Origin of the sequence: Salinimicrobium soli (assembly GCF_048323655.1) — a bacterium.
GTDB classification, from domain to species: Bacteria; Bacteroidota; Bacteroidia; order Flavobacteriales; family Flavobacteriaceae; genus Salinimicrobium; species Salinimicrobium soli.
In genome coordinates this window covers 56,565-82,661 of the sequence record NZ_JBLUWW010000001.1, presented here as the reverse complement: position 1 = coordinate 82,661, position 26,097 = coordinate 56,565, and the positions used below count along the sequence as shown (strand labels likewise).

General features: G+C 41.3%; 21 protein-coding genes, 1 tRNA gene and 1 pseudogene. 15 read left to right on the top strand and 8 right to left on the bottom strand.

Annotated elements, in window-relative coordinates; translation table 11 throughout:
- Nucleotides 1-49: 49 nt before the first annotated feature.
- The gene (locus tag ACNORC_RS00325; protein ID WP_418333581.1) at nucleotides 50-2,476 is read left to right on the top strand and encodes a TonB-dependent receptor domain-containing protein; all 2,427 of its coding nucleotides are present in this window, start codon (nucleotides 50-52) and stop codon (nucleotides 2,474-2,476) included.
- A gap of 114 nt (nucleotides 2,477-2,590) precedes the next feature.
- Nucleotides 2,591-3,586 (top strand): endonuclease/exonuclease/phosphatase family protein, encoded by a 996-nt coding sequence (locus tag ACNORC_RS00320; RefSeq protein WP_418333580.1) that lies wholly within the window; start codon nucleotides 2,591-2,593, stop codon nucleotides 3,584-3,586.
- Between the two features lie 131 nt (nucleotides 3,587-3,717).
- Here the strand turns inward: ACNORC_RS00320 and ACNORC_RS00315 are convergent, their stop codons facing one another.
- Nucleotides 3,718-4,311 carry a hypothetical protein gene (locus tag ACNORC_RS00315; protein WP_418333579.1) on the bottom strand — a complete coding sequence of 198 codons (594 nt, stop codon included), beginning with the start codon at nucleotides 4,309-4,311 and terminating at the stop codon, nucleotides 3,718-3,720.
- Between the two features lie 168 nt (nucleotides 4,312-4,479).
- Between ACNORC_RS00315 and ACNORC_RS00310 the strand changes: the two genes are divergently transcribed.
- Nucleotides 4,480-5,202, top strand: coding sequence for a DUF72 domain-containing protein (locus ACNORC_RS00310; protein ID WP_418333578.1), 723 nt, complete (start codon nucleotides 4,480-4,482; stop codon nucleotides 5,200-5,202).
- 142 nt (nucleotides 5,203-5,344) lie between these two features.
- Nucleotides 5,345-6,178 carry a formate/nitrite transporter family protein gene (locus tag ACNORC_RS00305; RefSeq protein ID WP_418333577.1) on the top strand — a complete coding sequence of 278 codons (834 nt, stop codon included), beginning with the start codon at nucleotides 5,345-5,347 and terminating at the stop codon, nucleotides 6,176-6,178.
- A gap of 29 nt (nucleotides 6,179-6,207) precedes the next feature.
- On the opposite strand, the gene ACNORC_RS00300 is transcribed toward ACNORC_RS00305, so the two are convergent.
- The 5 genes from ACNORC_RS00300 to ACNORC_RS00280 form a co-directional block, all read right to left on the bottom strand.
- Complete coding sequence (locus ACNORC_RS00300) at nucleotides 6,208-7,089, bottom strand: ChaN family lipoprotein (protein WP_418333576.1); 882 nt, start codon at nucleotides 7,087-7,089, stop codon at nucleotides 6,208-6,210.
- 34 nt (nucleotides 7,090-7,123) lie between these two features.
- Nucleotides 7,124-7,819: a DUF8737 domain-containing protein gene (locus tag ACNORC_RS00295; RefSeq protein ID WP_418333575.1), complete on the bottom strand. Its 696-nt coding sequence runs from the start codon at nucleotides 7,817-7,819 to the stop codon at nucleotides 7,124-7,126.
- Nucleotides 7,820-8,144: 325 nt separating this feature from the next.
- A complete protein-coding gene (locus tag ACNORC_RS00290; RefSeq protein ID WP_418333574.1) occupies nucleotides 8,145-8,426 on the bottom strand; it encodes a GIY-YIG nuclease family protein in 282 nt (93 codons plus the stop codon).
- A 99-nt stretch (nucleotides 8,427-8,525) separates the two neighbouring features.
- Entirely contained in the window at nucleotides 8,526-8,807 is a 282-nt protein-coding gene (locus ACNORC_RS00285; protein ID WP_418333573.1) for a GIY-YIG nuclease family protein, read from the bottom strand.
- A 58-nt stretch (nucleotides 8,808-8,865) separates the two neighbouring features.
- A tRNA-Phe gene (locus tag ACNORC_RS00280) sits at nucleotides 8,866-8,941 on the bottom strand.
- A 120-nt stretch (nucleotides 8,942-9,061) separates the two neighbouring features.
- On the opposite strand from ACNORC_RS00280, the gene ACNORC_RS00275 reads away from it, so the two are divergent.
- The 7 genes from ACNORC_RS00275 to ACNORC_RS00245 all read left to right on the top strand — a co-directional run bounded on the left by ACNORC_RS00275 (nucleotide 9,062) and on the right by ACNORC_RS00245 (nucleotide 16,707).
- A complete protein-coding gene (locus ACNORC_RS00275) occupies nucleotides 9,062-9,793 on the top strand; it encodes a type III pantothenate kinase (RefSeq protein WP_418333572.1) in 732 nt (243 codons plus the stop codon).
- Nucleotides 9,790-11,037 (top strand): BamG family beta-barrel-assembly machinery protein, encoded by a 1,248-nt coding sequence (gene bamG, locus ACNORC_RS00270; RefSeq protein WP_418333571.1) that lies wholly within the window; start codon nucleotides 9,790-9,792, stop codon nucleotides 11,035-11,037. Before ACNORC_RS00275 ends, bamG begins: the two co-directional genes overlap by 4 nt.
- Before the next feature lie 29 nt (nucleotides 11,038-11,066).
- Nucleotides 11,067-12,437 carry a tetratricopeptide repeat protein gene (locus ACNORC_RS00265; protein ID WP_418333570.1) on the top strand — a complete coding sequence of 457 codons (1,371 nt, stop codon included), beginning with the start codon at nucleotides 11,067-11,069 and terminating at the stop codon, nucleotides 12,435-12,437.
- A gap of 1 nt (nucleotide 12,438) precedes the next feature.
- Nucleotides 12,439-13,008: an LPS export ABC transporter periplasmic protein LptC gene (gene lptC, locus ACNORC_RS00260; RefSeq protein WP_418333569.1), complete on the top strand. Its 570-nt coding sequence runs from the start codon at nucleotides 12,439-12,441 to the stop codon at nucleotides 13,006-13,008.
- Nucleotides 13,005-13,196, top strand: coding sequence for a hypothetical protein (locus tag ACNORC_RS00255; protein ID WP_418333568.1), 192 nt, complete (start codon nucleotides 13,005-13,007; stop codon nucleotides 13,194-13,196). Before lptC ends, ACNORC_RS00255 begins: the two co-directional genes overlap by 4 nt.
- Nucleotides 13,197-13,201: 5 nt before the next feature.
- Nucleotides 13,202-14,488 carry a hemolysin family protein gene (locus ACNORC_RS00250; protein WP_418333567.1) on the top strand — a complete coding sequence of 429 codons (1,287 nt, stop codon included), beginning with the start codon at nucleotides 13,202-13,204 and terminating at the stop codon, nucleotides 14,486-14,488.
- Between the two features lie 98 nt (nucleotides 14,489-14,586).
- Nucleotides 14,587-16,707, top strand: coding sequence for a peptidylprolyl isomerase (locus tag ACNORC_RS00245; RefSeq protein WP_418333566.1), 2,121 nt, complete (start codon nucleotides 14,587-14,589; stop codon nucleotides 16,705-16,707).
- Nucleotides 16,708-16,774: 67 nt separating this feature from the next.
- On the opposite strand, the gene ACNORC_RS00240 is transcribed toward ACNORC_RS00245, so the two are convergent.
- Together ACNORC_RS00240 and ACNORC_RS00235 are read right to left on the bottom strand one after the other, a co-directional pair.
- Entirely contained in the window at nucleotides 16,775-17,698 is a 924-nt protein-coding gene (locus ACNORC_RS00240; protein ID WP_418333565.1) for a GYDIA family GHMP kinase, read from the bottom strand.
- Entirely contained in the window at nucleotides 17,698-19,011 is a 1,314-nt protein-coding gene (locus ACNORC_RS00235) for a hydroxymethylglutaryl-CoA reductase, degradative (RefSeq protein WP_418333564.1), read from the bottom strand. The genes ACNORC_RS00240 and ACNORC_RS00235 overlap by 1 nt, the downstream gene beginning before the upstream one ends.
- Before the next feature lie 220 nt (nucleotides 19,012-19,231).
- On the opposite strand from ACNORC_RS00235, the gene ACNORC_RS00230 reads away from it, so the two are divergent.
- The 4 genes and pseudogenes from ACNORC_RS00230 (at nucleotide 19,232) to ACNORC_RS00215 (ending at nucleotide 26,097) form a co-directional block, all read left to right on the top strand.
- Nucleotides 19,232-21,433, top strand: a complete 2,202-nt coding sequence (locus ACNORC_RS00230; RefSeq protein WP_418333563.1) for a S9 family peptidase — start codon at nucleotides 19,232-19,234, stop codon at nucleotides 21,431-21,433.
- Nucleotides 21,433-22,827: pseudogene (locus tag ACNORC_RS00225) on the top strand (peptide MFS transporter); the annotation flags it as partial. The gene ACNORC_RS00230 and the pseudogene ACNORC_RS00225, both read left to right, overlap by 1 nt.
- Nucleotides 22,828-23,344: 517 nt before the next feature.
- Nucleotides 23,345-25,450, top strand: a complete 2,106-nt coding sequence (locus ACNORC_RS00220) for a peptide MFS transporter (RefSeq protein ID WP_418333562.1) — start codon at nucleotides 23,345-23,347, stop codon at nucleotides 25,448-25,450.
- Nucleotides 25,451-25,542: 92 nt separating this feature from the next.
- Complete coding sequence (locus ACNORC_RS00215; RefSeq protein ID WP_418333561.1) at nucleotides 25,543-26,097, top strand: thioredoxin family protein; 555 nt, start codon at nucleotides 25,543-25,545, stop codon at nucleotides 26,095-26,097.

The following is a 26,097-nucleotide window of genomic DNA, read 5'->3' as shown; positions in this document are numbered from 1 at the left end:
TTCAAGACATTTTTGAAGTATAAACAGAAACCAATTAAAACATATAAGGATGAAGTTGTATAACAATTTTTTAGTCACTTTTCTAGTCCTGTTCATGGCTCAAATGAGTTTTGCACAGTATGGATCTTTAAGCGGAAACCTTCAGGACCAGAAGAAGGAAACTATTCCGTTTGCCACGGTTGCAGTGGTAAAATTACCCGATTCTACAGTGGTCACGGGTTCTACGACAGAAATGGATGGATCATTTAATCTTAAGGCTCCCCAAAAAGGGGATTATCTGTTAAGGTTTAGTGCCATCGGATTCAAGTCCACTTTTACAGACCCTTTTGAGGTGAAGAGTGAAACTTACCAGCACGATTTTGGCTGGATCACCATGAAAGAAGAAGTGACCATGTTGAACGAGGTGATGGTGAAGGCGTGGAGACCACGGGTGGAAGTGGAAGGAGGGAATATGGTAGTAGCTGTGGAAGGTACAGCCCTGGCGGCGGGAAGTTCGGCCTTTGAGGTCATTTCCCGGGCTCCTGGTGTTACTGTAGGTCAGGATGGAAATTTTCAATTGAACGGAAAACAAGGTGTCTCTGTCATGATCGACGGAAGATTGAGCTATTTATCTACTGAAGAATTAAAGACTATGCTCGAAGGAATGTCTGCAGAGAATATCCGCAATATTGAGATCATCAATAATCCCTCAGCTAAATATGACGCCGAAGGTACTGCCGGTATTTTGAATATCAATCTAAAAAAGAATACCCGGGGTGGATTTAACGGAAGTACATATGCAGGTTATAACTATAATGGAGAGCATTGGTATAACGCCGGAGCAAATCTCAATTATAAAAAGGGTAACTGGAATTCTTATATGAGCTTTGATATGAGAAAGGACGGGATGATAAGAGACCAGGTAATGAAGAGGGAAATTACCGCGGAAGGTGAAAACTCCTATTTCAATCAGTTGGGGGAAGATCTGAGAAGAACCTATGTGCCTTCGTTGAGAATTGGAACCGACTACTCTATAAATGACGATCATAAAGTGGGAGTTATGGCAAATCTTACCTATCAGGTAAAAGATAATGAATGGCATACCTGGGGAACCCTGCAAAACCTCAACACCAATGAGAATACCGGAATCGACGCGTGGAATTATTTGGAGGAAGATTTTAGTAATGCCAGGTTCAACCTGCACTACACAGGGAAACTAGACAGCCTGGGAACCCGGCTTTCAGCAGACCTGGATTATGTGAGATTAGATGAAAATGGCGATTCTCGATTCGTAAACCACTTCGAGTACAGTTCCGGAAAATCACCTCTTACCGAAGTCTTGTTCAGTAATAATGATAGTTATTTTGATATCTATTCCGCAAAGGTGGACCTAAGTCTTCCGCTGAATCAGACTTCAGCATTAGAAATGGGCGTGAAGGCTAGTAAAGTGATATCTGATAGTCAACTGGAATTCTTCACCTTTAAAAATTCGGTCAAAGAGCTTGATCCATCCAGAAGTAATTCTTTTAGGTATCAAGAAAATATTTATGCTGCCTATCTGAGTTATAGCAATCAACTAAGTGATAATTGGAACCTGCAGGCAGGTCTGCGGGCGGAGCAAACAGTGGCAGATGGAAAAGCTCAGGAGAAGATCGATGCAGTAAGCCGAAATTATTTAGAGTTCTTCCCAAACCTTCAGATTGAACAAACCGTTAGTGATAATTACAAGATCAATTACTCGTTTAGCCGAAGGATCCTGAGACCTGATTATAATAAACTCAATCCTTTTATCTTTTACATTGATCCTTATACTTACGTAGATGGAAATCCGCAGTTGCGGCCACAGTTCACTAATTCCTTTCAGGTTGCTCAAACCTTCTGGAAAAAGTATAATCTGCTTTTAGGCTATGATCATTCCGAAGATTTTATTGGAGAGATCCCATTACAAGATCCTGAGACTAAACAGGCCGTTTTCTCTATCAGGAACATGAAGGATTTTAGAAATTACAGTGCCACTATTATGGCGCCCTTTGAGATCTTCCCGTCATGGCATATGAACAACAGCATCATTATGGCGCAACAGGAATACGAGATACTTATTGATGACAATGTGATTGAGAATGAGGATTTCTTTTTTACGGTACAGTCTACACAGCGCATAAACCTTCCAATGGATCTTGATCTGGAAATTTTTGCCGCCTACCAGGGACCACTCGCTTACGGACTTTACCAATTTGAAGAGGAGTGGTGGATTGATGCGGGGCTTAAAAGGTCATTTTTGAAGGATAAACTTGATGTGACCTTAAAAGCCACTGATATTTTTAAAACGACCGGGAGCAATGTAGATTCTGAGATCAATGGCAACAGAACTATCATAAACCAATATTTGGGTAACAGAGGGATTAGCCTAAACCTACGTTACAGTTTAAGTAAGGAAAAAACTACCTCTCCTGTGCCGCAGTCTGAGCTGGAAGAGCTGGACAGGGCCGGAGGATAATGATTTGCTGACCAAATATGTTTATGAGGGATCCCGGCGTTGGCCGGGATCTTTTTTATAGGTTCGAGGGATTTTTCATATTTTTAGTAGACTAACTCGCTAAAAAGTGAAAAAATGAGCAGCTTTAGAAAGATTTTTTGGTATTTCGTCATCATATTGAGTACGCTGGTCATCCTGGCAAGTTTGCTTTCCCTGGTATACGATCTACCTTATTGGTACTCCAAAGTGCTGGATTTTCCCAGACTTCAGTACTTAATACTCGCATTGCTGTGTTTTTTGCTTTTTACTGGATTGAACAAGAAGTGGAAAGTGCCTTCAATGTTGCTCGTTCTGGGGCTGGTTGCATCCATTTACATCCAATCGGTCAGGATCTATCCCTACTGGTTTGGCGATAAGGCTGTACCCGATGCGGTCTCTTCGGAAGATTCTCAAAATACAGTCGGTATCATGCTTGCCAATGTGTTGATCAAAAATGATAAATACAGGGAGTTTCTTGATCTTGTAGAAAAGCAGGATCCCGATATGCTGTTGGCGATGGAAGTTGACCAGAAGTGGGTAGAGGAGATAGCTGGTCTTAAGAAAAAGTATCCTCATGTAATTTCCCGCCCAAATGATGAAGCCTACGGAATGATCCTATTTTCAAAATTTCCGCTAAAGAATGAGGAAGTGAAATACCTGAAACATGAATTTGTGCCTTCTTTTCATGCCGATGTGGTCTTGCCTTCCGGAAAGATTTTCAGATTTCACGGCGTTCACCCGGTTGCGCCCGTACCCAGTGACAAATATCCGGACAACAAAGGAGAGAAGGAGGTAGCGCTGCTGAAAGTTGGGAATATGGTTGCTGAAGAAGAGTATCCATCTATAGTCGCGGGTGATTTTAACGATGTTTCGTGGTCACATACCTCAAGAATGTTTGAGAGCGAAGGAGAACTAAAGAATGTAAGAATAGGCCGCGGATTGTTCAATACTTTCGATGCTACTTCTAAAGTGATGCGCTGGCCACTGGACCACTATTTTGTAACCGGGGAATTCGGAGTAGTTGAATTAAAAAGGCTACCGGCATTTGGGTCTGACCATTTTCCAATCTATGCTGAATTCGCTCTACAATAAAAAAGGCTTCCGCAGGGAAAGCCTTTCAAAAATGTCATTTTTGGAACTAATTTGAGCTGGTAAAAAGAGTGGAAGCCAGCTATCTATAAAGGAATTATTCCGAAGAAAGATGAAGCTTTAGTAACTATAAGTTATAGAAACAGAAATTTGCTTTTCTTCTTCTTTTTTCTGGTTTTTTCAGCTTTTCTCATGGCTTCATAAAGTTCCCCGGCAACCAGAGCATATACCGCGTGATGTAATACATCTACAGCTATTTGTGTGGGGGGCCACTTGTAAATAGGTTTGCTTCCTGTTGTCATTGGTATCATGACCTGGGCAGTTCCCCAAATTCCACCGAAGAGGGCAAGATCGGCCGCTTTACCGTTTACCTTAGCAAGATCCAGAGCTCCTCTAAAAACACCCCATCCGGTGCCATATCCATAGTGCATCCATTGCCCAAATAACTCCTTATTTTGTTGAAGATTCTGTTTGGCCTCCCCGGGCTCTTCATTTTTTGCCTTTTTCCGCTCAACTTCGGCTTTACCTTTAGGCTCAACACCCAAAACCTTTCCGCCGACAATAACTGGAGAGCTGCTTGCTTTCCTTTTTGTGATCTGCATTTCAATCATTTGAGAAAGAGTGATGGCAACAGTACCGGCGAATCCGGCAATAAGTCCTTTTCCAATGGCTCCTCCAACTCTCGCCATAGATTTAAAGATCCTGGTATTGCTATTATTTAGTTCCATTTAAAAAGCTGATTAACAGGTTAATGAGTTTTAAGTTAGCAAATAGGAGCCTTTTCTATGGGTTTAATAGAGGGTTTAACAAAAGATTATTTTTATACGGGTTTTACAATGGATTAGCTATAAATAAGAGGTGCGGGATCTTCAGAATAATTCTTTAAATTAAGGACAATGAAAGGGAAAATAAGAATAGGCACCAGCGGATACCAGTATAAACACTGGAAAGGAGATTTTTATCCGAAGGATATGCCGGTAAAAGACTGGTTTGATCACTATACTAAATTCTTCAACACAGTAGAGATCAACAATACCTTTTATAAAATGGCAGAAGCTGAAATCTTTGCCGACTGGCGAAAGGCGGCGCCAAAGGATTTTTGTTATTCTATAAAGTACAGCCGCTTTGGAACTCATCGTAAAAAGCTGAAAGATCCTGAAGGTCATGTTGCATATTTCATGGACCGGGTGGTGCACTTAAAAGAAAAACTGGGTCCAATCCTGGTGCAGTTGCCTCCTAATTGGAAGCCCAATCTCCAGCGGTTGGAGGGTTTTTTGGATGTACTTCCAAAAGATCTTCGATTGGCAGTGGAGATAAGAGATGAGCGATGGTTTTCTGAAGAACTTTTTGCACTTCTCAAAAAATATAAAGCTGCTTTGGTCTTACATGATATGATCAAAGATCATCCAAAAATTATCACTGCAGACTGGACCTATTTTCGATTCCATGGCCAAAACTATTCCGGAAGTTATTCAGATAAGAATTTAAATTCAGTGGCAGAAGAGATCCGGGAGTATGTCTCTAAAAATAAAGATGTTTATGCCTATTTCAACAACGATCTTGATGGCCATGCTATTAGAAATGCCTTAAGCTTAAAGGAGAAACTTGGCATTAAATAATTCCGCAGAAAAACTTGAAAAATAAGCCTTTCCGCGCCTGTGTCGGGAAATGGTTTTTTCTGAAATAAGGTGGGAGAAAAATGAGTATCTTGAGGGAACCTAAGTTTGTTGCCATGCCTAATAGTTTAAATATAAGGAGAATATGAGTGGAGATAAAGACCAGGAGAAAAAGAATTCTACAGAGGCCAAAGAAAGACAATCTCCCTCTGCGCAAATTGTTCATGATACTATTTTTGCAGAAGCTGAGACCGAACTAAACCGACCGACTTCAGCTTTGTTCTGGTCTGCACTGGCGGCAGGTTTGTCCATGGGGATCTCTATGATCGCTGAAGCTTTGCTTACCGTTCATCTTCCCGATACTGAATGGCGACCGCTCATAACCAATTTTGGATATAGCCTCGGTTTCCTAATCGTGATCCTGGGGAGGCAGCAATTATTTACAGAAAATATTCTCACCCCAATTCTTCCCCTTTTGCACAGGAAAGACTTCAAAACCTTTAAGAATGTAGGACGGCTGTGGGGAACTGTGTTCATTGGTAACCTGTTGGGTACATTTTGTATAGCCCTGGTGGCCATTCACACAGATGTTTTTGAAACAGATATAAAGCTGGCTTTTTTAGATTTGGGAAGGGAAGCTCTGAAGCCTTCGTTTCTCAACATTTTTTTAGGAGGTATTTTTGCGGGCTGGCTTATTGCCTTGCTGGTTTGGCTTCTTCCATTTGCTGAAACCGCCAGGGTCTGGGTGATCATTATTATTACCTACATAATTGGGGTTGGTAGTTTTAGTCACGTGATTGCAGGATCTACAGAAGTTTTTTCCCTGCTCGTGAATGGTGACATTTCTACCCTCACCACAATAATGGATTTTCTTTTGCCTACGCTCCTGGGAAATGTGCTTGGAGGTGTGCTTCTAGTTGCCGTGTTAAATCATGCTCAAACAGTGGCTGGCGAAGAGGATGAAGCCATAGACATGTAGAATGAATAACAGGCTTTTTAAGTATTTTATCAGTAGGTTCGGGTCATGTTATCAGGAACCACAACTATATAATCGGCTATTGTAGATTTTTGCTCCGTAGTCATTTCATCCCACTCAGACTGGGTTACGGTCGTGATCGATTTTATCAAAAAGCCCGGCCGGATCTTATTTACCCACCAGATAATACCCTGATCATAGTTGGAGTGATAAGAACCCTGAATGTGGAATAACAGATCCCCCGGATTATGGTTTTTGATCGAAAAATGCGCCATAGTAGCATCTTTAGAGGCCTGGGCAGTTTGAATGTTCAGCATGTTGTCAGGAACATGACCTCCCATGTTATCTGCCATTTCTGCGTAAGCTTTAACGGTGGGGTCGAAGAATTTCTTCAGGTCTGGACCAATAAGCTCCATTGCTTGCGGACTAAGTTTTTCAAGTGCATCCATTCCCATGGCGTTGATCATGGCAGCATATCTTCTGGGAATATTGGTTGCAATGAACCTGAGATCATTCTCTTTGGCAAAATCAAGCAGGGGTTTATAGTCGGTTTTGTAGTTCTTCCAGAGTTGGGTTACTTCAGGCAGAAATTTCTCTTCCGAATACAATCCCTGTAAATATTCATCGATTACCAACTGGTTACCACTTTCAAACATTTCGGCTCCAAAAAGCAGTTTTTCACCCTTTAGTTCATGAAGACTTTTACCTACTTCTAATTGCAGCCAATGGGAAATAGGATCATTGTGGTACTCACCAAAAAATACCATATCGCTTTGAGCAAGGTCCCGGACCATATCAGTATAACCGGTAATTTCTCCGGAATCATTGAATAGTTGATATGCAGGTTTGTTCTGGGCTTTGGAAATATTAACCAGGAAGATCATTAGGAGGAGGCTCGTGAAAAAATGTTTCATTGTTAAGAAGTTTAATTGGTAGTTAGATTTCATTTTAACGCCGCTGAAATTCTGCAAGTTCTGATTTTCCAGTTAGTTGTCTAAAAGAAATAAGATGTGCAAAAAGTACCAGAGGTACAACAAAGGCGGGCAAAAGGTTAAAGGGAAAATACATAACTGCAATATTTGGTTGGTCAAATGCGAGTTGCTGAAATGGAGATGGTAAGGCGAGTACGGCTGTGACCACGACATTGAACAGCAGGAGGAGACATAACATGTTCCACCAGATCAAAAGTTGTCTTTTTGTGGATTTCCGGAATGCGAGGTATCCGACAATTGGAGCGGTGATACCTGAAATGATGTCAAAATTTGTCCCTTCAAAGGTGATGTACACAGACATAACCTGGTTGTAATAAAGGAGTAGCAAAACAATCTCCACCGGAATTCGGATACTATGGAAATGAGTGAGGGTTTTAAGGTTTACCCGGTCAATAAAAGCCCTGCCTTTTTCTGTCACAAACGTGAGCGTAATAAAAATCAGGGTTGGGAGCACACCAAATAGCATTAATCGGGGAGGCACTAGTTCAGTGTTCTGATAAATTCCGCTGAGTCCCAAAACTGACTGTAAAGTAATCCAGCCAATAGCCAGAATTAAAAAAGTTTTGGATCTGATCGCCAGGTAGAACAATATCAAGCTTCCTAAAACCGTAAGCCCAAACAAAATTGGTAAAAACAATGGCAGGGTTTCCATAATTCGGTTAAATGAAAATTCCGTAATTAAATGTAAGAAATTTCCCCTACAAAAGGCCATTTTTAAATCTGCTTAAAAAATTGATAAAGAAGATACTAGGCTTTATACGTGGCAAACAATTCGGGTACCTCCTGTCCCAGATTCAGTTGTTGGAGTAGGTCCAGCTGAATTTGAGGAAATGAAAATTAATTAAACCCAGTTCTTTGGGGATATATAGAAAATGCATTTTAGAAAGATATTGAAACAAAAAAGCCACTTCAAAAATGAAGGGGCTTCTGCTTTGGTGGTGGTGCCTCCAGCCCCGAAGCTTCGGGGGAACCAGGGACTACCTTTTTTCTAAAACATCCTTTAAGATTGCAGGATTTTCAATTACTTTTTTTATAAATGTTTTGCTTTTCATCTTCTTAATGAAGCTTTCAAGAAATAAAGCATCTTCTTTTTTCTCTAACTGGAGCTGTAAAACAATTTCCCAGTCTTCAGCAGCTTTCGTAAATCCTTTTTTATACCTGTGAGAAATGTGATTTTTAAGCCTGTTTTCCATGTTAGCTGTTTCGCCAGTATAATATCTGTCTGCAGATTTGCTGTAAAGGATATATAGAAAATGCATTTCAGACAGGTATAAAAATAAAAAAGCCCCTTCAAAAATGAAGGGGCTTCTGCTTTGGTGGTGGTGCCTCCAGCCCCGAAGCTTCGGGGGAACCAGGGACTACCTTTTTTCTAAAACATCCTTGAAGATTGCAGGATTTTCAATTACTTTTTTTATAAATGTTTTGCTTTTCATCTTCTTAATGAAGCTTTCAAGAAATAAAGCATCTTCTTTTTTCTCTAACTGGAGCTGTAAAACAATTTCCCAGTCTTCAGCAGCTTTCGTAAATCCTTTTTTGTACCTGTGAAAAATGTGGTTTTTAAGCCTGTTTTCCGGGTTAGCTGTTTCGCCAGTATAATATCTGTCTGCAGATTTGCTGTAAAGGATATATAGAAAATGCATTTCAGACAGGTATAAAAATAAAAAAGCCCCTTCAAAAATGAAGGGGCTTTTGCTTTGGTGGTGGTGCCTCCAGGAATCGAACCAGGGACACAAGGATTTTCAGTCCTTTGCTCTACCAACTGAGCTAAGGCACCAGTTTAAAGCGGACTTACCTTGTTGTGGTAAGCGGGTGCAAATATAGATTCAAAATTAATATCTCCCAAAGGAAATTTAAAAAAAATGCTTTTGTAACTTCGCTTTTCCAACCACCTTACATGAATCTGATTATTGACATTGGGAATTCTCTTGCAAAAGTGGCTGTTTATCAGAATAATGTCCTGACTGAAAAATGGACTGTGAGTACAGAAGCACTTTCAGAAAAAATTTCAGAGGTCTTTTCAAACTATCAAAACATTCGGAATGTCATTGTTTCCAATGTCTCCAAAACATCATTTTCGTGGCCTGAGAATGCAATTCGCGATGTAAAGCTACTGGAGCTTTCACCTGCTACCAAACTTCCGTTCAATAACATGTATGGTACTCCGGCCACTCTAGGGAATGACAGGAAAGCCCTGGCTGCTGCTGCGGCTAAGCAATATTCGTCACAAAATGTACTGGTCATTGATGCTGGAAGCTGTGTGACCTACGACCTTAAAACCAGTAAAAATGACTATTTGGGAGGAGCAATTTCTCCCGGTTTAAAAATGCGTTTCAGGGCCCTGAATACCTTTACCGCAAATTTACCGTTAGTAGAGCAACAGCAGGAATTCCATTTAGTTGGAACAAATACCGTAAACTCCATAGTAACAGGAGTTCAAATGGGATTTGTGAAGGAGATCGATGGGATGATTGATGAATATAAAGCCCAACATGATAATTTATTGACAATAATTACCGGTGGAGATGCACAATTTTTGTCTATAAACTTAAAAAATAGCATATTTGCCAACTCCAATTTCTTGTTGGAGGGGTTGAACTATATACTCGAATTTAATATCAGTCAATGACAAAGCGATTAATACTAATCGTATTCATTTTATTTACAGTGATTACGACCGCTCAGGAGCGAACTTCCTCACCTTATTCTTTCTACGGGATCGGGTTGAATACTTTCAGAGGTACGGTAGAAAATAAATCCATGGGAGGTCTTAGTGTTTTTTCAGACAGTATACATCTTAATCTTACCAATCCTGCGGGCTACGGAAAGCTTGCCCTTACCACTTATAGCCTTGGCGCAAGCCATTCTTCAGTTAAAATGGAGTCGGATACCGAATCTGGAACTGCAAGAAATACTACTCTGGATTACCTTGCAATAGGTATTCCGGCGGGTAAACTTGGTTTCGGTTTTGGATTGATCCCTTATTCTTCGGTCGGTTATGATATCATGAATGTTGATGAGGAGATGGGGGAAGCTCAAAGGTTTTCAGGTAAAGGAGGGCTGAACAAGGTGTTCTTGTCGGCCGGTTATGAAATAACTCCTCACCTTAGTCTGGGTGTGGATGTCAATTACAACTTCGGAAATATTCAGAATAAAGCCATTGTACTGCAGGAAGGAGTAGAGTACGGGAGCCGCGAGATCAACCGTTCAGATCTTGGTGGATTCACTTATAAAATTGGTCTTGATTATGAAAGAATGCTGAATGAAGACCTGCAATTCAGGTTTGGGGCATCTTTCTCTCCGGAAACCAATCTGTCTTCAGAGAATAGAAGAGAACTGGCCAGTATTGTATATCTGCAAACCGGACAGGAGTTGACGGTCAATAAAAGGGATATTTCTGTGGCTGATTCAGATCTAAGCCTTCCGGCCAACCTAACGATAGGTACCGGAATAGGAAATCCGAGAAAATGGTTTCTTGGGGTGGAATACTCCAGTATAGGAGAAGGAGATTACAGTAACCGCACATTCGCCCTTGAGGGTGCTTCTTATGGAACTGCCGCTCAATACAGGGTTGGTGGATTTTTTGTGCCTGACTATAGCTCACTTACAAGCTACTTTAACAGGGTTGTTTACCGTGGGGGTTTTCGCATGGAAGAAACCGGGCTTAGCCTCAATGGAGAGGATATAAACGAATTTGGCATATCTTTTGGAGTAGGACTACCAGCAGGAAGAATGCTATCAAACGTCAACCTCGGATTCGAGTATGGACAGCGCGGTACAACTAATTCAGGTTTGATTCAGGAAAGCTTTTTCAATGCTATGATAAGTCTCTCTTTAAATGACAGATGGTTTATCAAAAGAAAATTTGAATAAATACTAATTTTAGGAATAAAACTTAAACTATGAAAACCAAGCTTATATTATTTCTTTCCGGGGTACTATTGAGTACGGGTGCACTTCAGGCGCAAGCCAATCAAGAATGTGCAACAACTGCTTCTCTGGCTTACAGCGATGCAAAAGCTAAAAACTATGATGCGGCTTACCCACGTATTCAGACTTTAAGGAAAGAATGTCCTACATATAGCATTGTGACCTATCAGTACGGAGAGCGTGTTTTAAAGGACAAACTTGACAACGCGACCGGTGCTGAAAAAGAGGCAATCGCAAAAGATCTTATCGAACTTTATAAAGAGCGTCTTCAACATTTCCCTGCAAAGACTGAGGCAGGTGAAGTTTATGTAGATATCGCCCAGGTGATGTACGATAATAAATTAGGAACTACAGAAGAGCAGTTTGCTGCCTTTGATAGAGCCTTTAAGGAAGATAAGGCAAGTTTCAATGCGAAGTCTCTGTATACTTACTTCTACCTTCTTGTAGAACTTCAGGATGCAGGTAAGAAAACCCTTCAGGATGTTTTTGATAAATATGACATCGTGATCGCTGAAGTTGAAAATGACGAGAATGAGATGGCTGAAGGTTTAAAGAAACTTCTTGATAAGCAGGAAGCCGGAGAGAGCCTTACTGCTAAGGAAGAGAAAAAACTGAACGCTTATGAAGTGAACCTGAAAGCTTATAGTTCTGTAAAAGGAAGTATTGATGCTAAACTTGGACAGCGTGCAGACTGTGATAATTTGATCCCGCTTTACAGCAAGGATTTTGAAGCTAACAAAACTAATACTGATTGGTTAAAAAGAGCTGCCGGAAGAATGTCTGCTAAAGACTGTACCAATGATCCATTGTTCTTTAAGATGGTGGAGGCACTTCATAAAGCAGAACCTTCTGCAAAGTCAGCCCTTTATTTAGGACAGTTGGCTGAAGCTGAAGGAAACAATTCTAAAGCACTTGAGTACTATAACCAGTCTGCTGAGCTTGAAACAAAACCAAGTGATAAGGCAACTGTTTATAACAAGATCGCTCATAGCTATAAAGAAAAAGGACAGTTCTCGCAAGCTCGTAACTATTATAGAAAAGCTTTGAACGCGAAACCTTCTTTTGGTAGAGCATACTTACAAATTGCACACATGTATGCGCAGAGTGCTAACAACTGTGGTAACACTGCTTTCGAGAAAAGAGCTGTTTACTGGTTAGCTGCAGACTACGCTGCAAGAGCAGGTAGAGTAGATCCTTCTATCAGTAGTAATGCAAATGAAACTGCTGCAGCCTATAGAGGTCGTGCTCCACAACGCTCAGATATCTTCCAGGAAGATATGCAGGGTAAGACCATCAACATTGGATGTTGGATAGGTGAAAGCGTACGCGTACCTAACTTGTAATATGAAATTCACATACCGGAATATTTATACAGGCATTGTCACAATCCTTTTTGTGGCAATGCTTTTTTCATGTGAGGGGAACCTTAAAGGGGTGCGGGAAATGCAAATGCCTGAAGATGCCCCACAGGCTATCGGCACAGGAATAAATCTTAAGTATACCGATTCCGGAAAGGTGGTCGCTGTCCTTAGAAGCGATAAAATGAGGGACTTCACCAATAAAGAGTTTGCCTACCGGGAATTTCCCGAAGGCCTGGAGGTAGAATTTTTCAATGAAGAGAACCAGAAGAATACCGTAACTGCAGATTATGGGATCGTTTATAACGAAACCGGTCTTGTAGACTTGCAGGGCAATGTTGTCATAGTCACTAGTGACAGCACCATTTTAAATGCAGATCAACTCTATTGGGACCAGGCCAACAACTGGATATTTACAGACCAACGTAACACCATCAGGTTTAAGAACGGCGCCCTCAATGAGGGAGAAGGCTTTGATAGTAATCAGGAATTCAGTAATTTCCGTTCCAGGTCCAACGTAGGTGTTCAAATAATAGAAGAAGAACAACAACAATGATGAAACTTTCCCGCTTTTTTGAAATCGCCTATCTGGCAGCAGCAGTTTTTTTCCTTTATGAAGCAATTCGAATCTGGAATACTGATCGCAACCAGGCGTACCTATTCCTGTTTTTTGTGGTGATAGGGGTTTTTATGTTCTTTTTCAGAAGGCATTTCAGACACAAGTACGATAACCGGAAGAAATAACAGGCATGGCCTTTCAGATATTTATTATTTTATGCTCTCTGCTCCTTTCTGCTTTCTTTTCGGGCATGGAGATAGCCTATGTATCTGCCAACAAGATCCATGTAGAAATCGAAAAGAAGCAAAATGATTTCCTTGCCAAGGTACTTCGGCGATTAACGAAAAAACCTTCCAAGTTCATTGCGACCATGTTAGTGGGCAACAATATTGCCCTGGTGGTGTACGGATTTTTTATGGGAGATCTGCTAATGGCCTGGATCAGTTCTATGGAGGTCCAAAATGAGATCCTTCGATATATCTTTTTTGATCTAAGCCTGCTGACTCAAACGGTAATTTCCACACTGATAATCCTGTTGACTGCGGAATTTTTACCCAAAGTATTTTTTCAGATCTATGCCAATACCCTGCTGAAGTTTTTTGCTTTACCGGCATACCTGTTCTATGTGCTTTTTAGCTTTATTTCCTCTTTCGTGATCTGGATATCAGATTTTGTGCTGAAGCGCTTTTTCAAGACTCAGGGCGATGAAGTTCAGTTAGCCTTTACCAAGGTGGAACTGGGAAATTACATTACAGAGCAGATGGAAAAGGTTGAGGAAGATCAGGAGATCGATACTGAAATTCAGATCTTTCAGAATGCCCTGGAATTTTCCGAAGTAAAATCAAGGGAAGTGATGATCCCCAGAACGGAGATTGTAGCTGTGGAGATCACTACAGATCCAGGGCAACTGGTGGAGACATTTACCGCTACAGGACTTTCGAAGATCCTGGTATACAAAGAGAATATTGACGACATTATTGGCTATATCCACTCTTTTGAACTTTTTAAAAAGCCGACAAGTTTAAAGTCAATTCTTCTTCCTGTAGTTTTTGTCCCCGAAACCATGTTGGTGAAAGATGTGCTTAATATCCTGATCAAAAAAAGGAAAAGTATTGCAGTTGTAATTGACGAATACGGCGGAACCAGTGGAATGATGACCGTTGAAGATATTGTGGAAGAATTGTTTGGGGAGATCGAGGATGAACATGATCCTGTGGTGTTGATTGAAGAAAAGCTGGGTGAGAACCACTACCTTTTTTCAGCACGTTTGGAGGTGGATTATCTGAACGAAACATATAAGCTGGACTTACCGGTGGGGGAGAATTACGAGACCCTTGGAGGTTATATTGTTAATCACACTGAAGAGATTCCTCCCCGGGATGGTATTGTAAAGATCGATGATATTACTTTTCATATCAAGGAAGTTTCTAACACCAAAATTGAGCTGGTAGAGCTAAGAATAAAACCTCAGGACTAATTTTAAGATTTTCCTCACATTTTGCGGATTTATAGTTTTTTAATAATCCTAAAAACGTTATTTTCGCCCCCTGTATTTTAGAATAAATAACATAAAAAATGGCAGTATTAAATAAAATAAGGCAACGTTCGGTTTTCCTGATCGTTATTATTGCTTTGGCGCTTTTTTCCTTCGTCCTTGCTGATGTGATCAGAAATGGAGGAATGGTTTCCCAGAAATCAAGAAACACAATTGCGACCATCAATGGAGAAGACTTAGACAGGGAGCAGTTTGCCCGTCAGGTAGAGGCTTATCAGAGAAATCTTGGTCCCAATGCTTCGACTGCCCAGGCTGTTAGTATGGTTTGGGATATGAATGTGCGCCGTGTTTTACTGGAGGAGCAGTTCGAAGAACTTGGAATTCGTGTAGAAGAAGCCCAGATCAAGGCGATGATGGCTGAGCAGATGGCAAACAATCCAAACTTCACCAATGAAGCCGGAATGTTTGATGAGAACAAGCTGAGAGAATATGTAGCAACTTTAAAGACTACTTCTCCTGAAGCTTACCAACAATGGCTTGATTTTGAGAATTCCATTGCTAAATCTGCCAGGGAAAATATATACCTGAGTCTTGTGAAAGCCGGTGTAGGCGCTACTCTTTTAGAAGGAGAGCAGGCTTACAGGTTTGCCAACGACAATGTAGACATGGAATTTGTAAACATTCCTTTTACTTCAGTACCTGATTCTGAAGTTGAAGTTTCCAAATCTGAGATCAAAGATTATATCGACGAGCATCCTGAGCAATTTAAGACAGAAGCTTCCCGTGATATTCAATATGTAAAGTATTCGGAAGCCGCTTCTATAGAAGATGAAGGTCAAGTAGAAGCCGAGCTGGGTGGTCTGCTTCAGAAGAAAGTTGAATACAATGCTGTTACTAAAACAAATGATACGCTACCAGGATTTGGGACTACTCCAAACTGGGAGATGTTCGTGAATGAGAATTCAGATATAAAATACAGAGACCGCTTCCTGTTCAAGGACAACCTGCCACAGGAGCATGCCGATGCTCTTTATAACCTTGAAGAAGGAGAGACCTATGGTCCATACAAAGACAACTCATATTGGAAAGTATCCAGAGTAGTGGCTGTAGAGCAGATCCCTGATTCTGCAAAAGCAAGACACATCCTGGTTGCTTACCAGGGTTCACCTGTTGGAGGAGATCTTTCCAGAACTAAAACTCAGGCCAAAGAACTTGCTGACAGCATTGTAAATGTTGTTAAGAAAGACAAGTCAAAATTTGCTGAACTGGCCTCTGAATATTCTGCCGATGCTTCCAATAAGGAAGATGCCGGAGATCTGGGATGGTTTGTTCCGGGAACTATGGTGCCTGCCTTTAATGATTTCGTATTCACTAACAGTAAAGGATCAATCGGGGTTGTAGAAACTCAGTTCGGATATCATGTTATTGAAGTAGAAGATCAGACAGCTAAAGAAAAAGCTATTAAACTGGCAACTGTTGCCCGTGAAATTCAGCCTTCAGAAAAGACCATGAATCAGCTTTTTGCTGAAGTGACCAAATTTGAACTGGCAGCCAGAGATGCTGATTTTGCTGAACTGGCAAAAGAGAACAATCTTGAGGTGAAGCCGGTAAAAGAAATTCAACAACTGCAGGAAGATATTCCTGGTGTTGGACCTCAAAGAAGGATCGTTCAGTGGGCATTTGAAGAAGATGTAGAAGAAGGTGATATCAAAAGATTTGATGTGGCTGACGGATATATTGTTGCTCAGGTAACCGGAGTTCACAAAAAAGGAGTGAAGTCTGTAGAGGCTGCCTCATCAACTGTAATCCCTATTCTGCAAAAGGAGAAGAAAGCTGCGATCATAAAAGAAAGAATGAAAGGAGAAACTCTTGAGGCTATTGCAAGCGGACAAAATGTGGAAGTAAACACTGCAAATGCTGTGAACCGCAACAGTCCTGTGCTTCCGGGTGTTGGAAGTGAACCTTACGTGGTTGGTACTGCTTTCGCTCTTGAAGAAGGTGCTATCAGCAAACCAATTGAAGGTCAAAAAGGTGTTTTTGTAGTGAAGCTTCTTAAGAAGACCAGCGCTCCTGAAATGGAATCTTACAGACCGTACGCTAATCGTGAGACTTCTGCCAGAAGAACAACTATTACTACTGAAGTATTCTCTGCCCTTGAAAAGGCTGCAGAGATCGAAGATAACAGGGCGAAATTCTACTAGTAGGATCACCTCTAATTACAAAAAGACCCTTCAGATGAAGGGTCTTTTTTTTACTCTTTTTGGATAGTTAGAGGATCATCTCCTTGTAAGGAATGATGGTATTATAGCTCTTACTCCTGAAGTAATCCAGTTTTGATTCGTCACCTGTAACCAGGCAAAAATCGCCACCCCAGCCTCCAAGGCTCTTTATGGCACCCGGATAATCCGGAAAGAGTTCGGTTTTTACCTTTTTTAAGCCTGTAAGCTGAGAGATAATGTTCTCATGGATCTCAAGCAGCAACTCAAATTCTGAAAGGCTGGTACAGGATATTGCCTGATGTGTTAGTGAGGAGATCTTTTCAACCGCCGTGTTGATATCTTCGGTATCTCTGCTTCTATAGTAATTGATCGAATCCCGGCTATTCTGCTTTTTGTTCAGGTGGACAAAGAAAAGGGAATCATTAAATTCCGGGTCATAAGAAGTAGTGAGAATACTTCTGTTGTCACCATGGATCTGGTACGTGATGGGTTTCCCTTCCATTGCGACCGCCACATCATAACCACTGCCTCCAAAAGTGGATTCCAGCAGGTCAAAAGGGTCCACCTGCAGCCATTTTGAGATATTCGCAACCAGGGTGGAAGAGGTGCCAAGTCCCCAATCTAATGGGAAATCTGTACTGGTGATTACTTTAAAACCTTTTTGCTCTGAAAGAATAGGGGATTCCAATCTCACCGCTGTCTTTAACAGGCTCGTCAATCTCTCTTCAGTGGTGAGATCTTTCCTGTGAGGGATCTTATTTTCTTCGGAAAAGATATCTTTCAGAGAAAATTCAATTTCAAACCAGGTTTCTCCATTATGGTCCAGGCTCCTCCATTCGATAACCGGCCGGTCAATCTCTTCGACCTCCAGACTTTGTCCTTTTTTGGTGGGCAAGGCCAGGGCAGTAGCCCCATCTAGTACCACATATTCTCCTGTGATCAATAATTTCCCGTGGCTAAAATATTTTTGCATTAGCTTCTGAGAAGTTTTAGTTGTTCCTCGACCGCACTGTGGGAGACGTTGTGCTTCTTGAAGTATTTGGTGAGCGCCTCTTTTTCTTCAGGAGTAGCTTTCAGCTGATTCAGGATATTCATGAGGTGCATTTTCATATGTCCCTGCTGAATTCCCGTGGTGATCAGGGAACGTACGGCTGCAAAGTTTTGCGCCAGTCCGGCAACAGCAACAATTTTCATAAGATCTTCGGCGGAAGGTCTTTGCAGAATTTCCAGTGCCACTCTTGAAAGTGGGTGCAATCCCGTTAAGCCTCCAACTGTTCCCAGGGCCAGCGGAATTTCCATCCAGAACCTGAAAATTCCGTTCTCGACTTCAGCGTGAGAAAGGCTGCTGTATCTACCATTTCGGGAAGCGTAGGCATGAATTCCGGCTTCTACCGCCCTAAAATCATTACCGGTTGCGAGGACAACGGCATCAATTCCGTTCATGATCCCCTTGTTATGGGTAACAGCCCGGTATGGTTCAATTTCAGCTATGCGAATGGCTTGTAAAAATTTATCGGCTAATTCCTGTCCGCTCAAATGATGATCGGCAAGTTGTTCAACAGGACACGACACTTCTGCTCTCACCAGGCACTCCGGCACGTAATTTGACAGGATGCTCATAATGACTTCAATCTCTTTCTCTGTATTTGAAAAAGCGGAATTCTCTTTTGCGGCTTCCTGAAAGGTTTCTGCGAAACGCTCAAGGCAGGAATTGATAAAATTGGCTCCCATAGAATCCTTCGTTTCGAAGGTGCAGTGCAGCTGGTAGTAGCCTTCGAGCTCTTCCGTCTTATCACGCACTTCCAGATTTAAAACTCCGCCGCCGCGTTTTTCCATGTTCTTTACAAGCGGCTGCACCGCCTTAAGCAACACCGGTTTTACCTCTTCAAAAAAGGCAAATAGCTTCTCCTTTTTTCCGTGGAAAAGAAAATGAACCTGCCCTATTTTTTTGGTGCCAAGTACTTCTGCTTTGAATCCACCATGTTTACCCCAGAATTTGGCCGCCTTGCTGGCCGCGGCAATTACCGAGCTCTCTTCAATAGCCATAGGTATGGCGTAGCGGTAATCATTGATCAAAAAATTAGGGGCGAGGCCAAAAGGCAGGTAATAGTTGGATAAAGTGTTCTCAGTGAACTCTTCGTGCAATTTTTGCAGTTGCTGGTCCTGGTTCCAGTATTGTTCCAGGATCTGATAGGCATTTTCAGAATCTTTTAAATAGGTGCTGTGAAGCCATTCGATCTTTTCGTGCTTGCTGAGCTTTGAAAAACCGGAAATTGGGTCGATCATCATATTCAATTTGGAAGATCAAAGATACAATTACTCGAAAATATGTGGCAGAATTATGCCTCTTCTATTCTGCTGGTTTTCAAGACCTCTGTTTTTTTACTTTTTTCAGAAGTAAGAACAGCCATTTTTCTTTAACATCTTATTAGGATTTAACACTGAAAAACCTGTTTTTTAGACGAATTTTTAGTAAACTTGGCAAGCATTTTTTTAACAGTATAGGATGAAATTGACCTTTAGGCTTTTTGCCTTCTTGCTAACGGCCACTTCGTTAGTCTCTGCACAAAAAAAAGAAATCACTCTTGACGAAATCTGGAATGGGACCTTTAGACAGGAATACCTGCAATCCCTGCAGTCGTTGAACAATGGAAAGGAGTATGTGATCCTTAATTTTGACAGAGCCACCCGTACTTCCACAATAGATGTGTACTCTTATGAATCCGGAGAAAAGACCCGCACCATCTTAAGCAGTGCTAACCTTCCGGAAATTGCATATTTCACCGATTTTCAATTTAATGACACCGAAACCAAGCTCATTCTTGGAACGGAACTGGAGTCTATTTATCGTCATTCTACCCGCGGAATCTTTTACGTGTATGACCTGCAGAGTAAAGAACTTCAGAAAATAAGTGAACACAAGATACAGGAGCCAACGCTTTCACCTGACGGTAAAAAAGTGGCTTTCGTGCTGGATAATAATATTCTGATCAAAGAACTGGCTTCAGGAGAATTTACAAAAGTAACTGAGGACGGAGAGAAAAATAAGATCATCAATGGGATCACAGATTGGGTGTATGAAGAAGAGTTCTCCTTTGTGAAAGCTTTTCACTGGAACCCAACGGGTGAAAAAATTGCCTATCTGAAATTTGATGAATCTGAAGTTCCTGAATTTTCAATGGATATCTATGGACAGGACCTGTATCCTTCAAAAACCACCTTTAAATATCCGAAGGCGGGTGAAAAGAATTCCGAAGTATCACTGCACCTGTATGATGTTGCAAAAGGAGAAAATTCTGCAGTAGAACTTGGTGATTATTCAGATTTCTATATTCCACGGATAAAGTGGACGAATAATCCTGAAGTATTGAGCGCACAGGTATTGAACCGCCACCAGAATGTTTTGGACCTTCTTTTCGTGAGTGCCAAAGAAAATTCGGTTAAAGTGGTGCTGAACGAAACTGATGATGCTTATGTGGATGTCACCGATAATTTGACATTTTTGGATAACAACAGTTTTATCTGGACCAGCGAAAAAGATGGATGGAACCACATTTACCTTTACAACAAAGAAGGGAAACTTCTGAAGCAGGTGACTGATGGGAATTGGGACGTGACCAACTACTACGGACTTGACCCAAAAACGAAAACGGTTTTTTACCAGAGTACCGAGAACGGAAGCATCAACAGGGATGTATTCTCCATTGGAACCAACGGGAAACACAAGAAGCAGCTTACTGAAAAGACAGGCCAGAACAGTGCCGATTTCAGTGCTGATTTTACCTACTTCATCAACAGTTTTACAAGTGCTACCACGCCTTATGAATTCACGCTTCACCTGGCGAAGAACGGAAAGCTGCTAAGAAAGATCAAAGACAACACAGCCCTGTTGAATAAGATTGCTGATTATACATTTACTTCCAAAGAATTTTCCACCATATCGGTCAATGGAAATGATCTGAACATGTGGATGATGAAGCCTCCTAAATTTGATGCTTCTCTGGAATACCCATTATTCATGGTGCAATATTCAGGACCGGGTTCTCAAACTGTTTCTAATTCATTTTACAGCTCCAACGATTACTGGTTCCAGTTACTGGCAAACAAAGGTTATGTCGTAGTTGCTGTTGACCCGCGCGGTACAGGTTACAAGGGATCTAATTTTAAGAAGATCACCCAGAATGAACTCGGTAAGTATGAAGTTGCCGATCTTATTCAGGCAGCCAGACAACTGGGCGAGCTGGATTATATAGATCAGGACAATATGGGAATTTGGGGTTGGAGCTATGGCGGATTTATGGCGTCTAATGCGATCCTGAAGGGCAATGATGTCTTTAAAATGGCGATTGCAGTGGCACCCGTTACCAGTTGGAGGTTCTATGATTCTATTTATACAGAGCGATATATGGACACTCCGCAGGAAAATCCTTCAGGATACGATGAGAATTCTCCGCTAAATCATGTAGAAAAGCTTAAAGGAGATCTCCTTATCGTTCATGGTACGGGAGACGACAATGTGCATGTACAGAATTCAATGCGAATGATAGAGGCATTGATCCAGGCTAATAAACAATTTGATTGGGCAATATATCCAGATAAAAACCACGGGATCTATGGCGGCAATACCCGTCTGCACCTGTTCACGCTCATGACCAATTTTATTGAAGATCACTTAGAAATTAACCCTAACACTAAATTATCCCTATAATGGCAAATTCAGCGACACCTACAGCTCAAAAAGAGCTTTTTGGACATCCGGTAGGATTATACGTTTTATTTTTTACAGAAATGTGGGAGCGCTTTTCCTACTACGGAATGCGTGCAATCCTTGTTCTTTACCTTGTTAGTGCCACCACCGGCGGGAACGCAGGACTAGGATGGTCCGGAGCCGAAGCTATCGCTCTCTACGGATGGTATACTATGCTTGTGTACGTTGCATCAATTCCCGGAGGAATTATTGCCGATAAATTACTGGGGCAGAAGAAAACGGTTCTTGTGGGAGGTATCGTCCTGGTGGCCGGTCATGGGATCCTGGCGGTAGAGGCCATGTGGGCCTTTTACACTGGTCTTGGTCTTATCATCGCTGGAGTTGGAATGCTTAAGCCAAATATCTCGACAATGGTAGGAGGTCTATACAAAGAAGGAGACATTCGAAGAGATAAGGGTTTCACCATTTTCTACATAGGGATCAACCTGGGAGCTTTCCTTTCAAGTTTGATCGTAGGATATGTGGGTGAGGAGATAGGTTGGCACTGGGGCTTTGGACTCGCAGGAATCGCAATGGCCTTAGGTTTGATCGTTTACCTCTGGGGGCAGAAATATCTGGTGAGTGTTGGAAATATTCTTTCCAAAGAAGAGCAGGATGAGGGAGCCTCTTTTGGAGATCTTTTCAAAGATCTTTTTAAATCTCCGGTACAGCTGGTTATTACCTCAATACTTATGATAGGGTCGATCTATTATTTGGTAGCCGAGTCCTTACCATACGGTCTTCTGTTCATTTTCCTTACCCTCGTGACTGCCATGATGCTCATGGTGTATAAAGATCTTACTTCGCAGGTAATGAAAGACCGTTATGTAGTAATGCTGCTTTCTTTCATCCTGGTGATCGTATTTTGGGGTGCTTTTGAACAAGCCGGTGGATTAATGAACATTTATGCTCTTGAAAAGACTGAAAGAACTTTCAGCTTCTCATTGCCGCTGATCGGGAATGAAGTACCTGCAACCTGGTTCCAGTCATTGAACGCCATGTTTATTATCCTCTTTGGAGTGGCGGTAGCAAACTTCTGGGCAAGGCGGAAATTACACAACAAAGAAGCCTCTTCCCTCTTTAAAATGGCAACTGGGGTGATCATTATGGGACTTGGATTCATTTTTATGGCTTTTGCTGCAAAAGAGTATCAACCCGGATTTGAAAAATCAGCAATGTACTGGCTGGTACTGGCTTACCTGCTTCATACCATTGGAGAACTTTGTTCTTCTCCGGTAGCACTTTCCTTTATTACTAAACTGGCACCGGTGAAATATGCTTCTCTTATGATGGGGGTATATTTTGCAGCGACAGGTTTGGGGAACAAAGTGGCCGGTATTGTTGGGGAAGCATCTCAAAGTGAGCCGATCAATATTGAACTTTCAGCTGCTCCATCAGAAGTTGCACCATTCCTTGAATCAAATACTGAAGCTCTTGAAAAAGGAGAAGACTTTAAGATCAAAGCTCTTATTTATCCTGAAGACGGAGAGTTCGAGGCTGTAGGTATCGCTAACAATGAATCTGTACTGGATCTTGTACAATTCGAACTTTCAGAAAAGAAAAATGAGATACTTAGCATTTTAAATGAAGAGGAAGTGAGTCAGGAAAATCCTTATCATGTTACTTTCCAGTTCAAGATGGATGAGGATTCTGATACTTATTCAGGGGTATTTATAATTGATGAAGTACAAACAGACAGGGAATTCATAACCTTCCTGTCCATTACCATATTCACAGCCTTGTTTGGTATAATAGTTCTTCTGTTATTGAAACCACTTAAGCGCCTTACTCACGGGGTTGAAGACCAGGAAAAGCAGCTTCCACAACAGGAAAAATTTGAATTGGGTGATAACGAATTAACACATCATAAAGATGGCAGACACAGTAACGACAACAAATAATCCGGACTTTTTTAAGTCCAAAGTCCTTGGGCATCCTGCAGGCCTTTTCGTATTGTTTTTTACGGAAATGTGGGAGCGATTCAGTTACTACGGAATGCGGGCCTTACTGGTACTTTTCCTCATTAGTTCCCTTGGATTTGGTGGCTGGGACTGGCCCAGAGAAAATGCATTGGCATTATATGGTACTTATACCGCTCTGGTATATCTCACCCCGATTTTAGGTGGGTATATTGCCGACAAATATATAGGTTACCGCTGGGCGGTAGTCATTGGAGCTTTTATTATGACCCTCGGTCACGCTTCTATGGCATTGGAATCTATACACGCTTTCCTGTACATTGGGATCGGCTGTTTAATTGTTGGGAATGGATTTTTTAAACCAAATATTACATCCATTATATCACATATGTACCGTGACGTGCCGGAAAAGAAAGATGGCGCATATACTATTTTTTACATGGGTGTTAATGCGGGAGCCTTTCTCGGAATCATGTTGTGTGGATATTTAGGTGAAAAAGTGGGATGGCATTATGGTTTTGGTCTTGCCGGGGTATTTATGTTCCTGGGAATGCTTCAATTCTATTTTGCACAAGGTATTTTTGGTGAAGTAGGAAAGAAACCTGTGGTTAATGAGGAAGGTGAAAAAGAATCTGAAAAATTGGAATTTGAAGGCGATAAATTAAATCCATTTACCGTTTTTGATATCACACTGATCGTGCTTTCCGCTCTAATTGGAATCATCTGGATTATTAATGATCCGGTGGCTAAGATCAGTGGAGTTAATATTCTGAACATCGACGGTAACGATTATTCCAACAGTTTTATCATTGTAGGTTTAGTGCTCTTCTTTGTCCTGCTCGTATCCAGAATTTTCAGATATTCCAAAGTGGTTCGCGATCGAATGTTCGCAATTATCATGTTTGCCGTCTTTACCGTTATTTTCTGGATGTCTTTTGAACAGGCAGGTGGTTCTATGACCATTTTCGCAAATGACTATACAAACAGGATCATGACGGGCGATTATGCAACCATATTTTTGATTGTGAATATTATAATTACCATAGTTCCGGTGGCAATTATTACATGGGTATTGGTTCAGCTGTTTCGGAAAACTTTTGAGAAGTATGCCCTTTCAAACATTATTTTAGGATTTAGTTTCGTAATTATTTGGGCCATTATTTTCTGGATGATTAACCGCGATTTGAATTCTTCATCCTATATCATAGAATATCAAACTGTGGAAACGCCTGTAATGGATGAAGAGACCCAACAACAGGTAAAAAATGAAGAAACTGGTGAACCTGTTTTTGCATATGCTGCGGTTACTGAGTCTACAGATGTAAAACCTATTGATCGTTTGGTCGATCAAAGCACCAAAGTTATTGAACCTGTAGATTTGGAAGAAGGTGATGAGGTATTTTTATATGATGTAGATAAGCAGGGAAGTTTTGTTTATCTCGACGAGGAAAGTGCCGCAGAAATCAGGAAAGCCGACAAAGAAAAAGGTATTTCCTCAACAATAGTAAGAGGAAAGGTGAAAAAAATAAATGAAAATGAGCTGGAGATTCCTGCTACCTGGTTTTTAATACTCAACTCTCTGTTTATTATTGTTTTTGCGCCTTTATTTTCTAAATGGTGGGAAAGTAAGTATAATCCCAGTGCGGCTGCAAAATACGGTTTAGGTCTTATTTTACTTGGAGTCGGTTTTGGCTCATTGGCTCTCGGTTCTACAGGAATCGAAGCAGGGGCACAGGTAGCCTCGGTTAGTTTAATCTGGTTAGTGTTCGCATATCTGTTCCATACATTGGGTGAGTTGTGTCTCTCCCCGGTGGCTTTGTCCTATATCAGTAAATTGGTTCCGGGACGTATGATCGCCATGATGTTCGGGATCTGGTACGTGGCCATTGCGATTGGAAACAAACTTGCAGGTGTTTTGGGAGGGAATATCGACAAGATTACCGCCCAATATGACATGACTACTTTCTTTTTGATCTTTACCATCGTACCTATGGCGTTGGGATTACTTGCTATCATGTTACATCCATTGATCAAGAAACTGATGCACGGTGTGAGGTAACAAAATTTATAAAACTGTTTTAACACCCTTCTTCGGAAGGGTGTTTTTAATTAACTTCGGAATAGTTTTTGCCAAAGAGAAAGAAAAACGATATGCACAGAATATTACTCAGCTTCCTTTTCCTATTTATTACGGTCACAGCTGCGGTAAATGCACAGGAGATCAAATGGATGAGCATGAATGAAGCGCTGAAAGCTCAGAAAAAGGAGCCGAAAAAGATATTTATGGATGCCTATACCGATTGGTGTGGCCCGTGTAAATTACTCGATAGAAACACTTTTTCCAATAAGGATGTGGCTCAATACATCAACAAGAATTATTACCCTGTAAAATTTAATGCTGAAGGAACTGAAGAGATCCAATACCGGGATATGACCTTTGGCAATCCAAATCACGATCCTAACAGAAGAGGCCGTAACAGTCAGCATCAATTTGCTTCTGCAATGAAAATAAAGGCCTATCCCAGTCTCGTGTTTTTCGATGAAAAAGGGAACCTCTTGGGCCCTATTCCCGGTTATCGGACTCCTCATCAACTGGAGGTGTTTTTGAAGCTTTTTGTGGGAGAAGAATATAAGAAAATCAATACAGCTGAAGCCTTTCAGAAATATTCTGAAGATTTCGAGAACACCTTTGAGGTTTCTCAGTAG

Excerpts from the sequence above, each read along its gene's own strand:
- ACNORC_RS00325 (WP_418333581.1), top strand. The coding sequence starts at position 50 with ATGAAGTTGTATAACAATTTTTTAGTCACTTTTCTAGTCCTGTTCATG.
- ACNORC_RS00320 (WP_418333580.1), top strand. The coding sequence starts at position 2,591 with ATGAGCAGCTTTAGAAAGATTTTTTGGTATTTCGTCATCATATTGAGT.
- ACNORC_RS00315 (WP_418333579.1), bottom strand. The coding sequence starts at position 4,311 with ATGGAACTAAATAATAGCAATACCAGGATCTTTAAATCTATGGCGAGA.
- ACNORC_RS00310 (WP_418333578.1), top strand. The coding sequence starts at position 4,480 with ATGAAAGGGAAAATAAGAATAGGCACCAGCGGATACCAGTATAAACAC.
- ACNORC_RS00305 (WP_418333577.1), top strand. The coding sequence starts at position 5,345 with ATGAGTGGAGATAAAGACCAGGAGAAAAAGAATTCTACAGAGGCCAAA.
- ACNORC_RS00300 (WP_418333576.1), bottom strand. The coding sequence starts at position 7,089 with ATGAAACATTTTTTCACGAGCCTCCTCCTAATGATCTTCCTGGTTAAT.
- ACNORC_RS00295 (WP_418333575.1), bottom strand. The coding sequence starts at position 7,819 with ATGGAAACCCTGCCATTGTTTTTACCAATTTTGTTTGGGCTTACGGTT.
- ACNORC_RS00290 (WP_418333574.1), bottom strand. The coding sequence starts at position 8,426 with ATGCATTTTCTATATATCCTTTACAGCAAATCTGCAGACAGATATTAT.
- ACNORC_RS00285 (WP_418333573.1), bottom strand. The coding sequence starts at position 8,807 with ATGCATTTTCTATATATCCTTTACAGCAAATCTGCAGACAGATATTAT.
- ACNORC_RS00275 (WP_418333572.1), top strand. The coding sequence starts at position 9,062 with ATGAATCTGATTATTGACATTGGGAATTCTCTTGCAAAAGTGGCTGTT.
- bamG (WP_418333571.1), top strand. The coding sequence starts at position 9,790 with ATGACAAAGCGATTAATACTAATCGTATTCATTTTATTTACAGTGATT.
- ACNORC_RS00265 (WP_418333570.1), top strand. The coding sequence starts at position 11,067 with ATGAAAACCAAGCTTATATTATTTCTTTCCGGGGTACTATTGAGTACG.
- lptC (WP_418333569.1), top strand. The coding sequence starts at position 12,439 with ATGAAATTCACATACCGGAATATTTATACAGGCATTGTCACAATCCTT.
- ACNORC_RS00255 (WP_418333568.1), top strand. The coding sequence starts at position 13,005 with ATGATGAAACTTTCCCGCTTTTTTGAAATCGCCTATCTGGCAGCAGCA.
- ACNORC_RS00250 (WP_418333567.1), top strand. The coding sequence starts at position 13,202 with ATGGCCTTTCAGATATTTATTATTTTATGCTCTCTGCTCCTTTCTGCT.
- ACNORC_RS00245 (WP_418333566.1), top strand. The coding sequence starts at position 14,587 with ATGGCAGTATTAAATAAAATAAGGCAACGTTCGGTTTTCCTGATCGTT.
- ACNORC_RS00240 (WP_418333565.1), bottom strand. The coding sequence starts at position 17,698 with ATGCAAAAATATTTTAGCCACGGGAAATTATTGATCACAGGAGAATAT.
- ACNORC_RS00235 (WP_418333564.1), bottom strand. The coding sequence starts at position 19,011 with ATGATCGACCCAATTTCCGGTTTTTCAAAGCTCAGCAAGCACGAAAAG.
- ACNORC_RS00230 (WP_418333563.1), top strand. The coding sequence starts at position 19,232 with ATGAAATTGACCTTTAGGCTTTTTGCCTTCTTGCTAACGGCCACTTCG.
- ACNORC_RS00220 (WP_418333562.1), top strand. The coding sequence starts at position 23,345 with ATGGCAGACACAGTAACGACAACAAATAATCCGGACTTTTTTAAGTCC.
- ACNORC_RS00215 (WP_418333561.1), top strand. The coding sequence starts at position 25,543 with ATGCACAGAATATTACTCAGCTTCCTTTTCCTATTTATTACGGTCACA.